Genomic DNA, 13,348 nt, shown 5'->3' with positions numbered 1-13,348 from the left:
CAAGGTAAAAAAATGGCTGGACTCCCGTATTACAGCCATCGGCTTTCGCTATCGCCAAAAAGACAGTGATTTTTGGGATATCCCGTTTGACCGTAAACTATATACATTTGTGTTGACGATGAACAACACCTTTACCCTTTCCACAAAACCCGACTTAAAATTCACTTTGACCGGATTCTATCAAAATAGAGCCATCCAGGGTATTTTCGATCTTCCCCGTTCGGGAAACCTGGATGCGGCACTTCGTTACACCTTTGCAAAAGGAAAAGCACAACTAACCTTGAAGTGTGATGATATATTCAACACTTCTACCGTTTCGACACAAGTTCGCTACGGATTGCAGAATGTAAAGAACCATTATATGCGGACCACCCGTACATTCGGCGTTTCGTTTAACTATAAGTTTGGGGGATACAAAGAGAAGAAAAGGGAAGAAGTAGATACCTCCCGTTTTAAATAAACGCTAATTAATTTTTAGACATAAGAGCGAGAAAAATTTCAGACATAAGAACAAAAGAACATAAATGCTGCGCTTTGAAAATTATTTCTGTTGTTTATTTAACTGCTATTTTATTTTTTGTTCTTATGTTCTTCTGTCTGAATTAAATTCTCATTTATAAAATGAACTACTTAGTTCATTCTTTTGATGCTTTCCATGTTTGGGCATATTCTTCCAACACACACTTGATGCTTTGTCCGATTTTCACATAATCGGCCTCATTCAAATTGGCTAGTGACACACGCACACTCCATTTCGGTCCGGCAAAGCCACCACCATTCAACAGAACGAGTGAAGTTTCGTTTGCCAGGCGGAAAACCACATCCAATGGATTGTAGGTCTTTTGCAGATAAGTAACGAAGTCATCCCCATAGAATTTCTTCGCCCATACCAGCATATCAATCTCCGAATAATATCCGGCACGCAGCGGATCTTCTACCAGTGTGAAACCTGTATTATCCCACAATGCATGCAGGCGGCGATGAATAATTTCCTGCATCTTGGCTTTATAACTGTCCTCTTTATCCAAAAGCGAGAAGAGGGCAAACAAACTCATCTGTATCTGTTGGGGCAGGGAAAGCCCTGCAGTATGATTCAGCGCAATTTGTCGGCTGTCAGCCACCATGCGGTCAATAAATTTCATCTTTTCCGGTTGCAGGCTAAGGCTGGAATAACGTTTGTTTAATATTGATTTCTGCTCCTCCGACAGGCGGGCAATCATTTTGTCGTAGATGTTGTCTTCGTGTAGAGCGATCACAGCGGTTCTCCATCCTGTAGCTCCGAAATATTTGGAGAACGAATAAACGCAAAGCGTATTGTGCGGCAACTCTGCCATCAATGAACGGAAATGAGGAATAAACGTTCCGTACACATCATCCGTGATAATCATCAGGTTCGGATTATCATTCTTCACAATGTTGATGATACGTTCGGTAGTCTCTTTGCTAAGTGCATAGCTGGGCGGGTTGCTCGGATTGGTGATAAACAACGCTTTGATCCGCGGATCTTTCAGCTTGTCTATATCTTCATCCTTATACTGCCAGGTATGTAAACCGTCAGGAGTCATCTGGTCGGCAGAAATTTCGGTAACGTCGAACTGATAGCGTCGCAGTTCCGGGATTTCTATATAAGGAGTGAACACAGGAACCATCAAAGCAATAGCATCCCCCTGGTTCAACAGGAAATTCTCTTGCAAAGAATCGAACAGATAACACATGGCTGCTGTACCTCCTTCAGTCGCGAAAAGGTCAAAAGTTCCTTTCGGCGGACGGCGGTCACACATCTCTTGCGCCAGGTAATCCTGTACGATTAACTCCGTAAAATGTAAAATACGGTCGGGCACAGGATACTGGTCGCCAATCACCGATTCCGCCCATTCGTGAATAAGCGTATCCGGATCGGCAGCATGTTCCATCAGCATATAATTATAGCCCTCTTTCAACAGGTTAGCACCGGGAGCTTTCTCGTTTTCTTTCAGGAAAGCCTCGAAACGGGCAGCAATTCCCGCCTTTTGCGGAATACCTGCTATTCCTTCTTCCAGTGAAAACGCATGACGACATTCGCAAAGGCCGAATTGTCCCAGCAGAAAAAAGGCTTCGCGTGGTTCGGTAGCAATCCAGTTCGGGTTACCTCTTCCGGCATTCAACATGGTATGTGCTATCTTCTTGATACTTTCATCTGCCATATTGATCAGTTTGTTTTTCAGCTCGAACGGGCTGATCGTTTCCATTTTCTTGGCATAACTTTTGGTAATGGCAGGGTTATTTGTTTTCTTTTCCATAATGATATTTATTTATATAGTTTTACATAAGTAGTACGATGACAACTCCCCAGATAATCAGGAGCGTATTGCCGACTGCATACGTCACCGTATATCCTAATGCCGGTGTGTCGCTTTCCACTGCATCCTGAATAGCTCCCAATGCAGCTGTTGTAGTACGTGCTCCTGCCGTACATCCCAATGACAGGGCAGGGTGGAATTTGAACAAGTATCTCGCCATCAGCAATCCGGCGAGGAGAGGAATGACCGTTGCCAATGCGCCGACGATAAACAGACTGACGCCTACTTCCTTGAATCCGGCAATGAAACTGGGACCTGCGGCGATACCGACCACTGCGATAAACATATTCAGTCCTACATTATTCAATACCCATAAAGAAGGTTCGGGGATACCTCCGAAAGTAGGATGCTTGCTGCGTAGCCAACCGAACAGAAGTCCGGCTATCAATGCGCCGCCACTGGTAGAAAGACTGATAGGAACACCTCCCAGATGAATAGCCAGTGCACCGAAAAGACCACCGAGCAAAATACCCAATCCAACGAAGATCATATCCGTCTGGTTGGTAGGCCGGTCAATATAGCCCATTTGTTTGGCAGCACTTTCCACTTCATGTTTAAGACCGGTAAGTTCGAGAATATCTCCCGAATCTACAATCGTTTTAGGCAATACCGGAACATTGATTCCGGCACGTTTGATATTCCGGATACTAACCCCGTGCATAAACTTCTGCGCCCTGATTTTGGAAACCGTTTCTCCGGCAAAAGTCCGGTGGGTCACCATTACAGGAAGAGTTTCTGCAGGGAAGTCGAGTAATTGTGCATCAATCACTTCCGGACCGATCCAGTCTTCTTCTCCAATCACAAATTCACGGCGTCCGCTAAGTACCACTTCGTCATTCTTATGAAGAATCAGGTTCGGATCTACTTCCTTCACCACTCTTTTTTGACGAATCCGTTCTACAAACAGCCGTTTATCATTTTTACATAGATAAGCTTCGAGTTCACTGACTTTCTTTCCTTTGTCAAACCATTCATTGGTGATTTTATAAGCACGGAACACAACCGGACGAAGAGCCGGGGAAAATCCGGGTTCGTCAGCTTCCGATGTTCCCATTTGAGCCTCCAATTCCTTGCAGTCGGCCTTCACCTTATCCAGTCCACCCAGCATTTTAGGGCCGAGAGAAGCCAGAATCCACGCCGAACCGGCCGTTCCGAAAATATAAGTTACGGCATACGCTACCGGAATTGCATTGATGAACGTGGCTTTCTGTGCATCGCTGATTCCCAGCTGGTTGATCGTATCGCTTGCCACGCCGATAACGGCGGATATTGTTTGTGAGCCTGCCAACAGTCCGGCAGCTTCTCCTACATGATATCCCATGATTTTGGCCAGTATCCACGGGGCTACCAGACTGACAATACACATCAGTACGGCAAATCCCACTTGTGGCAGGCCGTCTTTCTTCAATCCGCGGAAAAACTGCGGACCTACCTTATAGCCAACGGCAAATAAGAAAAGCAGAAAGAACACAGCTTTCATCGGACCATCTACAGTGATATTCAGTTGTCCGACCAATACTCCGACCAGAAGAACGCTGGTGACTGTCCCCAAGGAGAATTTCCCTATTTTGAGTCTGCCAAGCCAGAACCCGGCAAAGAGCGTCAGGAAAATAGCAAGTTCAGGATGTACCCTTAGTTGATTAATAATCCATTCCATAATTAAGTTGTTGTTTTAGGTTATGTCATTTACAACAGTTATAGCGTAAAAAGAGTTTGTTGTGTTATGAAAAATAGAGATATAATATCCGTCGAACTTTAAATTTCTCTATTTCGCTTTTTTGTTATACTTTTGTTCCTTCAAAAATAAAACTAATCATATTCTGTATGAAATCAGACATAGAAATAGCTCGCAGTATTGAGCTGAAGAAGATTAAGCAAGTTGCCGAAGGTATCGGAATCCCTCGTGAGGAAGTGGAGAATTATGGCCGCTACATAGCAAAGATCCCCGAACAACTGATTGATGAAGAGAAAGTGAAGAAAAGCAATCTCATTCTGGTAACTGCTATCACAGCAACCAAAGCGGGCATTGGCAAAACTACAGTATCTATCGGTCTCGCTTTGGGATTGAATAAAATTGGAAAGAATGCGATTGTCGCTCTTCGCGAGCCGTCTCTCGGTCCATGTTTCGGAATGAAGGGAGGAGCAGCCGGTGGGGGATATGCACAAGTGCTTCCGATGGACAAAATTAACCTCCATTTTACCGGAGATTTTCATGCCATCACTTCTGCCCATAACATGATTTCCGCCCTGCTTGATAATTATCTCTATCAGAACCAGGCAAAAGGTTTCGGATTGAAAGAAATTCTTTGGCGGAGAGTGCTTGACGTGAACGACCGTTCGTTGCGCAGCATCGTTGTCGGCCTCGGACCTAAATCGAACGGGATTACCCAAGAGTCCGGTTTCGATATTACTCCTGCTTCGGAGATTATGGCAATTCTTTGCCTTTCCAAAGATGTGAGTGATCTGCGTCGCCGTATTGAAAATATCCTGTTGGGCTTCACGTATGACGACCAACCTTTTACTGTGAAAGATTTGGGAGTGGCAGGAGCCATCACTGTGTTGTTGAAAGATGCTATCCATCCTAATTTAGTGCAGACTACCGAAGGAACCGCTGCTTTTGTACATGGTGGTCCGTTTGCTAATATCGCACATGGTTGTAACTCTATTCTGGCCACTAAATTGGCAATGTCTTTCGGTGATTATGTAATAACAGAAGCCGGATTCGGTGCCGATCTCGGTGCAGAAAAATTCTATAATATCAAATGCCGCAAGAGCGGACTCCAACCACGTCTCACGGTGATTGTCGCTACGGCACAAGGATTAAAGATGCACGGAGGTGTCAGTCTCGACCGTATCAAAGAGCCGAATATGGAAGGCTTGAAAGAAGGATTGCGTAATCTCGACAAACACGTTCGTAACCTTCGCTCATTCGGTCAGACCATCATCGTAGCTTTCAATAAGTTTGCATCCGATACGGATGAAGAAATGGAATTACTGCGCGAACATTGCGAACAGTTGGGAGTGGGTTTCGCCATTAACAATGCGTTCAGTGAAGGAGGAGAGGGAGCAGTAGATATGGCCCGTCTGGTAGTAGATACCATAGAGAACAATCCGTCCGAATCTTTACGCTACACTTATAAAGAAGAAGATAGCATACAGCAGAAGATTGAAAAGGTAGCCACTAATATTTACGGAGCCAGCGTTATTACTTATAGCAGTATTGCCCGCAACCGTATCAAACTGATCGAGAAAATGGGAATTACTCATTATCCGGTTTGTATTGCGAAAACACAATATTCATTTTCTGCCGATCCAAAGATTTATGGTGCGGTAAACAACTTCGAGTTCCATATTAAAGATATTGTTATCAATAACGGAGCTGAAATGATTGTAGCCATTGCCGGAGAAATTCTTCGTATGCCGGGATTACCCAAGGAGCCGCAGGCATTGCACATCGATATTGTGGATGGAGAAATAGAAGGATTGAGCTAAAATATATACCTCAAAAAAATATTCCGGTATGATGCCGGTAAAATAAATCCCCGTCTTTCCCTATGAAATAAAATGTGGAAAGACGGGGATGACTGTATATAGAGTCCAGTGCGCTTCTGTTTTCTCTTCTTGCACACTGTACGGTTGAATTCGTCCTTGCTATGAGTGATATATGACATCATATATTTCTTTTATAGTAAGAAAAACGAAAATATGGACAGATGGTTCGGGCGGGACCGTTAATAAATAAAAAAAGCCTGCTCCTTTCACAAAGAGCAGACCTTATAAATAAGAAATAAAGCTGATAACAGTGAAGCTATTAGCTTTGAAATCGTTTTTTAATAAGCAAAAAGAGGATATTTCTTCATTGTCTCATTGACACGTGCACGTACTTGTGCAATAACTTCCTCATTTTCTACGTTAGACAATACAGTCTCGATCATTTCAGCAATTTCGAGCATCAAATCTTCTTTTGCACCACGAGTTGTGATAGCAGGAGTACCCAAACGGATACCGGAAGTCTGGAAAGCTGAACGGCTGTCGAACGGAACCATGTTCTTGTTAACAGTAATATCGGCAGAAACCAATGCTTTTTCTGCCACTTTACCTGTCAGTTCAGGATATTTGCTACGCAGGTCGACCAACATAGAGTGGTTGTCTGTACCACCGGAAACGATAGTAAAGCCACGGTCAATCAAAGCCTGTGCAAGTACAGCAGCGTTCTTTTGTACTTGTTTAGCATATTCCTTAAATTCAGGTTGCAGGATTTCACCGAAAGCAACTGCTTTAGCAGCAATTACATGTTCCAACGGTCCGCCTTGAACCCCTGGGAATACGGCAGAATCCAGTAATTGAGACATCATCTTGATCTCACCTTTCGGAGTGGTCTTTCCCCACGGATTGGGGAAATCCTTACCCATCATGATGACACCACCACGAGGTCCGCGAAGTGTTTTATGTGTAGTAGAAGTGACGATATGTGCATATTTAACCGGATTTTCGAGCACTCCGGCAGCGATCAGGCCGGCAGGGTGAGCCATGTCAATCATCAGGATAGCGCCTACTTTGTCGGCGATTTCACGCATACGTTTGTAATCCCATTCACGAGAGTATGCAGAACCACCACCGATAATCATTTTCGGTTTCTCACGTAGAGCGACTTCTTCCATCTGGTCGTAGTCAACGCGTCCAGTTTCCTGATTCAGGTTATATTCGCAAGGAGTATAGATGATACCGGAAGTGTTTACCAGTGAGCCATGAGAAAGGTGTCCGCCGTGTGCAAGATTTAATCCCATGAATTTGTCGCCCGGATTCAGAACTGCGAGGAAAACAGCAGCATTAGCTTGTGCTCCCGAGTGTGGTTGTACGTTTGCCCATTCCGCGCCAAAAATTTCTTTCAGGCGGTCGATAGCGATTTGTTCGCTTTGGTCTACTACTTCGCAACCTCCGTAATAACGTTTGCCGGGATAACCTTCTGCGTACTTGTTAGTCAGGCAAGAACCCATTGCCTGCATAACCTGGTCACTCACAAAATTTTCTGATGCAATAAGCTCGATTCCTTTCAACTGACGTTGATGCTCTTTTTCGATGATGTCGAAAATGATGTCGTCTCTTTTCATTCTTTTATAAGTAAGATTAAATTTCTAATTCGAGATACCTATTTTAAGCGCACAAAGTTAATGAAAATAAATAAAGAATGAAGGAAGTACAAGAAAAATGTTAGTAAAAAGCCGGATTTAATGATATTTTATTCTTAAAGGATGAATCCCAGCGAAAAACTTAACGCGCTGTCACGGCGACGGAAAATAATGTTGCTCACTCCTGTGCTGCCGTCGGAATTGATATTGTCGTAAATGATGGACTTGGAGATATTTCCGATGCCTTGCTCGTAGCGGAAATCGAAAAAGATACGGGAGATGTTGACGCCTACACCGATCACTGCACTGACATTGAACGGATACAGCCTTTCGTGAATCCCTTTTTGGTCAAAATTCTTAAAAGTGATTTCATTGTGTTTTCCCCATAAGTAGCGAAGTTTGGGGCCTGCGAAGATAGACATTCCGTAAGGCCCTTTTTTCACCACATTATAGCCGTATAAAATAGGGAAATCCACACTGTGCAACACCGATTGCACGGAAGCATAATCAGGCTCGATGGCAGGATGCTGCGAACCGAGCTTATCGAAAGTGATCTCACATTTGCTTACATTATAGGACACTTCCGGCTGAATGAAATGCTTCTTCATGTTGATGCGCATAAAGAGGGCGCCGAAATAACCTATCTTGTAGTTATTCTGCACCTCATCGATAGTTACATCCTTAATTTTCAGTTCAGACACCATGAACATGGAAGAGTTGAATCCCGCCTTGATACCGATATTTATTTTTTTTGTATTGGGGCGGTCTACTTTTTCTGCGTTATAGTTCTGGCCGACAGCCGTGCAGGCTATAGCTAACAAACCGGGAAGGATGAATTTACGCAGCATATTCATGGCAATATCGCACTTTTTATGATTTCTTCTTTTCTACACTCCAACCGAACTTACCGATTTTCTCTCCCAGATTATAATATCCTCCGTGCACATATACCAGCGGATTGGCTTCGGCCAGTTCCAGCTTTCCGGTTTCAGGATTCAGGTTCCGGTCGTCCGCACGCACATTTACTACGTCAGCGATAAACATATCGTGTGAGCCGAGAGAGATGATTTCTTTCACACGGCATTCAATGCAGAGAGGAGATTCTTCAATCAACGGAGCACTAACCACCGTACACTGTCCGGGTGTCAGCTTCATCTCATCAAATTTATGATAATCACGTCCCGAACGAACTCCGCACCAGTCAGTGGCAAAAGCCATATCTTTCGTTGTCAGGTTGATGACAAACTCCATGTTTTTTTTGATAATGTCATAAGAATGGCGTTCCGGACGTACGGATATATAACACATGGGCGGGTTTGTACAAATCGTACCCGTCCATGCTACTGTGAACATATTATATTCGCTTTCTTCCTTTCCGCAGCTGACTAGTACAGCCGGCAGCGGATAGATCATCGTTCCTGGTTTCCAGTCCTGTTTCATAGGGCTATACGTTTATTCAGAGGATTGTAATCTCTTCACGTTTCTGCTCTTTCTCGCAATAATGGCACTTTACGATACAATTATCCTTGTCTATCACATGAAAGATAGTGGCCATCGGTTCGTTGTTGGTGATACATTTCGGATTGGCACATTTCACGATGCCCCGAAGTTCATCCGGCATTTTCACCTCTTTCTTTTCCACTACTTCGTAATCGCGGATGATATTCAGCTTGACGTGCGGGGCAACTACTGAAATACGGTTAATCTCTTCGTCGCAGAAGAATTTATCTGCAATCTTGATGATCCCTTTTTTACCCAGCTTCTTGCTGTCGAGGTTGAATCCGATAGTGATATTGCTAGTCATCTGTTCCACACCGAGCAGTTGCACTACGGTAAAGAGCTTTTCGGATGGGATATGGTCAATCACTGTCCCGTTTTTCAGGGCAGCTACTTGCAATGCTTGTTTATTTTCGCTCATAATAAAATATCGTTTTTAACGTCATCTAATGTGATACCTAATACATCGCAAAGGATTGCTTCGCGGGCATACAGACCGTTTTGTGCCTGTTGGAAATAATATGCTTTCGGATTGTCATCCACATCGTAAGCAATTTCGTTGACACGGGGAAGCGGGTGCAGGATACGCAGGTTCGGACGTGTGTTTTCCAGCATTTTGTTACGGAGAATATATACATTCTTCACCCGTTCATATTCCATCAGGTCGGTGAAACGTTCGCGTTGCACACGGGTCATGTACAGAATATCGGCGTCAGCGATAATCTCTTCGGTAAAATCCGTATGTTCAACGTATTTTATTTGGTGCGTTTTACAGTAAAGTTTGTATTCTTCCGGCATTTTCAGCTCTTCGGGAGCGATGAAGTGGAAAGTCGGATTAAAGTGTCGCATCGCCATCAGCAAAGAATGTACGGTGCGGCCGTATTTCAAGTCACCCACCAGGAAAATGTTCAGATTTTCCAGCGTTCCTTGTGTCTTGTAGATAGAGTAGAGATCGAGCATCGTCTGCGACGGGTGCTGGTTGGCTCCGTCACCTGCGTTGACAATGGGCACCGGGGCTACTTCGCTGGCATACCGTGCAGCTCCTTCGAGATAGTGTCGCATGACGATAATATCTGCATAGTTGCTCACCATCATGATCGTGTCTTTAAGTGTTTCCCCTTTGGAAGAGCTGGTAGCTTTGGGGTCAGAGAATCCGATTACTCGTGCACCGAGACGGTTGGCAGCTGTTTCAAAACTCAAGCGGGTACGGGTGGAAGGTTCAAAGAACAGGGTTGCTACAACCTTTCCTTGTAATAACCGGCGATTGGGGTTCATTTCAAACTGCTTCGCCATTTCGAGCATGTAGAGGATTTTTTCTTTAGAATGTTCGGCAATGGTTACTAAACTTCTGTTTTCCATTTTGTTATCTTTTATGTGGATAGAACTTGTTTTACCGGAGCGTAAAGGTACGAAGAATTTGTGAAAAGCACAGATTTTTCGTACCTTTTTTATCAGCTTTTAATCAGTCGGTTTATTTCCGTCCGCTAGCTAACGCTGCAATGATATATTTCCCCGGTGCTCCGATTTTACTCCAGGCCGTATTGGAGAGCAGTTTCCACACCTGGGTGCCTTTCCTGCCATAGTCCGATAGCCGGAGAATCGTCTGTTTCTCTTTTGGGTCAGTCACTTTATGGTTGTCCAGACTCTCCATCAATCCTGCTATGTTGTGTGTAGCCAGATTGTAGGCATACCCCGGAATTTCAATCGAAGCATCGTTAATTTCTTCTTCTTCAGAATTTAGTTTAGTTTCCTTTAGTTTAGTTTGTCGGGAAATGTCTGCATTTTCTTGACTCACCTCCTCTTGAGTTTCAAAAATGTCTGCATTTTCCGCGTTCAACTCTTCTTTTTGCATCCCTTTTTTCTTCTTGGTCTCTAATAAATAAGGTAGTTGGGAGAAATCTATTTTCCTTCGTGTAGTAGCTTCAAACCACACCCTTTGAATCTGTTCCGAAGTGAGTATGCCGTATTTTTCGTAGGTTTCCTTATGGAAAAATCCTTTTTCCAATAATAGGTCGACAATCTTTTCCATCATGTCCTCTTTGATCCCGCCGCCCACTTTACGGACGAAAATCAGGTTTTGTTCCTTTCCCCAAGAGATATAATATCCCTCTTTATATATTTTACAAAGCAATCGCATGACAATGTAAGAAGCTAATACTCCAAACTTAGCTTCTAATAGTTCCATCACTTCTTCGTCAAAGAAGTTTGCCGGTGTCGGAAAATAAGGTATCCCTTTATTAATCATATTCATTGTTCAATATATTTTGATCTAACTTATACAATAGCTCTCCACTCCATCAGGTTCCCGATCATAAATCTTCTCCATCCTTTTTGTTCTTCACTCCAATAGAGAATAGACTCTTGTTTTGCTGTGATATTGAATTCTCTATGGAAGAATTTTTCATATCCTACCAGTGTTCCTCTTTCCAGACAAAACGTGCCATCCTGCTTGTAAAAAGCTATCACTACATTCCCATACAACATGCGATCTATTAGTTTAATGCACTCTTGTACAATTCTCTCCGCACATTTATCCGAAATCCCCTTTTCAGCAGTAATACGTTTTTTCCATACTAATTTGCAAGCTTCTAACTTGCCTTTCCTGATTTTTTGTCTCATTTTCTTCTGTTTTTAATTTTGAAAAATAAATTTCTGTTTGAGCGTAAATCTTCCCTTATAGATAGTGACGGTATGTTGTTGTCATAGCGTCACTATCCTTTCATTATAGTGACGCTATAACGATAGCATACCGTCACTATTTTTTTAAGAGAAAATCTGTTAGTTTTCGACCGGTTGAAAACGGCGGCGAAGGTAAGCCTTATATTCCAACTGTCCCATTATTTTTTTTAGTACTTGCTTTTGATCTTTTCAGCTTGTTCTTCTTTTTTCCTTTTTCTCTTTCATGTACTCTTCTTCAACAGGTTTTCTCAATGCCCCTAATTCAGCATGTATACTACTAAGTTCCATTAACTTATAGCCACCGTGTTTGTGGATGTATAATACTTTTTGGTCATAGATATATTGGGCTAGATTTATCAGCTTTCTTTTCTTGGGATGGCGGAAATGTCCATCAATAAAGATTTTTAAATACATGGTGAAATAAAGACGGATATCTCCATCGATTGCTATTCTGTTATCCAGTTCTTCTTCACTGATGATTTCTTCCCTTGAATGCCTCCTGGGGGCTTTTTTCATTGTTTGGACATTTCTTTTCACCTTGCCGTTTTTACTACCTTTTTTGGCATTTTTACTTTTCATAATCTACTAATTTTAACGTTGGTTAAATATATATTAATTCTAAAAATAATATCTGGAAAGCGGAATTAAACGTGCAAAAAGATTTGTTCTTTTGCCGCTTGCCAAATAGTATATATATAAAATAACTAGTGATGCAAATGATGAATAAAAATGGATTTAGTCGATGTGGGGAGAACTACATCAATCGTTTACGAAAGGAGGGGCGTTATTCTACAGCGCATGTCTATAAGAATGCCCTTTATTCTTTCAGTAAGTTTTGTGGTACGTTGAATATGTCGTTCAGACAGGTCACCAAAGAACGTTTACGACGTTATGGTCAGTATCTTTATGAGTGTGGTTTGAAGCCTAATACGATTTCTACGTATATGCGTATGCTTCGTAGCATTTACAATCGGGGAGTGGAAGCGGGTAGTGCTCCTTATGTTCCCCGATTATTTCATGATGTCTATACAGGCGTGGATGTCCGCCAAAAGAAAGCTTTGCCTGCCGGTGAATTGCACAAACTTCTATATGAGGATCCCAAATCGGAGCGTTTACGTCGCACACAAACTATTGCCGCCCTGATGTTCCAGTTTTGTGGAATGTCATTCGCCGATTTAGCGCATCTGGAAAAATCAGCTTTAGAGCAGAGTGTATTACGTTATAATCGAATCAAGACGAAAACTCCCATGAGCGTGGAAGTGCTTGATACTGCCAGGGGAATGATTAATCAACTCCGAAATAATCAGGAACCCATTCCCGATTGTCCGAACTATCTGTTCGACATACTTTGCGGTAACAAGAAACGAAAGGATGAAAGGGCATACCGTGAATATCAGTCTGCTCTTCGAAGATTCAATAATAGTTTGAAGGATTTGGCGAGAGCTCTACGTTTGAATTCTCCCGTTTCTTCTTACACACTTCGCCATTCCTGGGCAACGACAGCCAAGTATCGTGGAGTGCCAATTGAAATGATTAGTGAATCATTGGGACATAAATCTATAAAAACCACACAAATCTATTTAAAAGGTTTTGAGCTAAGAGAACGTACAGAGGTAAATAAAGGGAATTTATCTTACATTAGAAACTATCGTTTAGGTAGATAATTGACGATAAAGTATTAGAAATCAAGGGCGAAATGTTTCT

General features: G+C 42.7%; 13 protein-coding genes. 3 read left to right on the top strand and 10 right to left on the bottom strand.

Annotated features, from left to right (window positions below):
- Positions 1 to 460 (top strand): outer membrane beta-barrel protein (locus tag BSCG_RS04895; RefSeq protein WP_032849725.1); only part of this gene is annotated, 460 nt, incomplete at its 5' end.
- 175 nt (positions 461 to 635) lie between these two features.
- Here BSCG_RS04895 and aspD read toward each other — a convergent pair.
- A complete protein-coding gene (gene aspD, locus BSCG_RS04900) occupies positions 636 to 2,279 on the bottom strand; it encodes an aspartate 4-decarboxylase (RefSeq protein ID WP_004295783.1) in 1,644 nt (547 codons plus the stop codon).
- A 22-nt stretch (positions 2,280 to 2,301) separates the two neighbouring features.
- Positions 2,302 to 3,996 carry an aspartate-alanine antiporter gene (gene aspT, locus BSCG_RS04905; RefSeq protein ID WP_008777061.1) on the bottom strand — a complete coding sequence of 565 codons (1,695 nt, stop codon included), beginning with the start codon at positions 3,994 to 3,996 and terminating at the stop codon, positions 2,302 to 2,304.
- Between the two features lie 167 nt (positions 3,997 to 4,163).
- Here aspT and BSCG_RS04910 point away from each other — a divergent pair, with 167 nt between their 5' ends.
- On the top strand, positions 4,164 to 5,831 hold the full coding sequence (locus tag BSCG_RS04910; RefSeq protein WP_004295785.1) for a formate--tetrahydrofolate ligase: 1,668 nt from the start codon (positions 4,164 to 4,166) through the stop codon (positions 5,829 to 5,831).
- Between the two features lie 338 nt (positions 5,832 to 6,169).
- On the opposite strand, the gene glyA is transcribed toward BSCG_RS04910, so the two are convergent.
- The 8 genes from glyA to BSCG_RS04950 form a co-directional block, all read right to left on the bottom strand.
- Positions 6,170 to 7,450 (bottom strand): serine hydroxymethyltransferase, encoded by a 1,281-nt coding sequence (gene glyA, locus BSCG_RS04915; RefSeq protein ID WP_004295787.1) that lies wholly within the window; start codon positions 7,448 to 7,450, stop codon positions 6,170 to 6,172.
- 134 nt (positions 7,451 to 7,584) lie between these two features.
- On the bottom strand, positions 7,585 to 8,322 hold the full coding sequence (locus tag BSCG_RS04920; protein ID WP_004295789.1) for a porin family protein: 738 nt from the start codon (positions 8,320 to 8,322) through the stop codon (positions 7,585 to 7,587).
- Positions 8,323 to 8,338: 16 nt separating this feature from the next.
- A complete protein-coding gene (locus BSCG_RS04925; protein ID WP_004325806.1) occupies positions 8,339 to 8,908 on the bottom strand; it encodes a flavin reductase family protein in 570 nt (189 codons plus the stop codon).
- A gap of 16 nt (positions 8,909 to 8,924) precedes the next feature.
- Positions 8,925 to 9,386: an aspartate carbamoyltransferase regulatory subunit gene (gene pyrI, locus BSCG_RS04930; RefSeq protein ID WP_004295791.1), complete on the bottom strand. Its 462-nt coding sequence runs from the start codon at positions 9,384 to 9,386 to the stop codon at positions 8,925 to 8,927.
- Positions 9,383 to 10,324: an aspartate carbamoyltransferase gene (gene pyrB, locus BSCG_RS04935; protein WP_004325807.1), complete on the bottom strand. Its 942-nt coding sequence runs from the start codon at positions 10,322 to 10,324 to the stop codon at positions 9,383 to 9,385. Before pyrB ends, pyrI begins: the two co-directional genes overlap by 4 nt.
- A 112-nt stretch (positions 10,325 to 10,436) precedes the next feature.
- The gene (locus BSCG_RS04940; RefSeq protein ID WP_008648002.1) at positions 10,437 to 11,216 is read right to left on the bottom strand and encodes a DUF4373 domain-containing protein; all 780 of its coding nucleotides are present in this window, start codon (positions 11,214 to 11,216) and stop codon (positions 10,437 to 10,439) included.
- Positions 11,217 to 11,239: 23 nt separating this feature from the next.
- Positions 11,240 to 11,584: an SH3 beta-barrel fold-containing protein gene (locus BSCG_RS04945; protein ID WP_008648001.1), complete on the bottom strand. Its 345-nt coding sequence runs from the start codon at positions 11,582 to 11,584 to the stop codon at positions 11,240 to 11,242.
- Between the two features lie 249 nt (positions 11,585 to 11,833).
- Positions 11,834 to 12,223: a DUF4119 family protein gene (locus tag BSCG_RS04950; RefSeq protein WP_008777060.1), complete on the bottom strand. Its 390-nt coding sequence runs from the start codon at positions 12,221 to 12,223 to the stop codon at positions 11,834 to 11,836.
- A 131-nt stretch (positions 12,224 to 12,354) separates the two neighbouring features.
- Here BSCG_RS04950 and BSCG_RS04955 point away from each other — a divergent pair, with 131 nt between their 5' ends.
- Positions 12,355 to 13,308, top strand: a complete 954-nt coding sequence (locus BSCG_RS04955) for a tyrosine-type DNA invertase cluster 3b (RefSeq protein WP_008777059.1) — start codon at positions 12,355 to 12,357, stop codon at positions 13,306 to 13,308.
- Positions 13,309 to 13,348 lie beyond the last annotated feature (40 nt).

Origin of the sequence: Bacteroides sp. 2_2_4 (genome assembly GCF_000157055.1) — a bacterium.
Taxonomy (GTDB): Bacteria; Bacteroidota; Bacteroidia; order Bacteroidales; family Bacteroidaceae; genus Bacteroides; species Bacteroides ovatus.
This window is presented reverse-complemented; position numbering and strand designations above follow the sequence as displayed.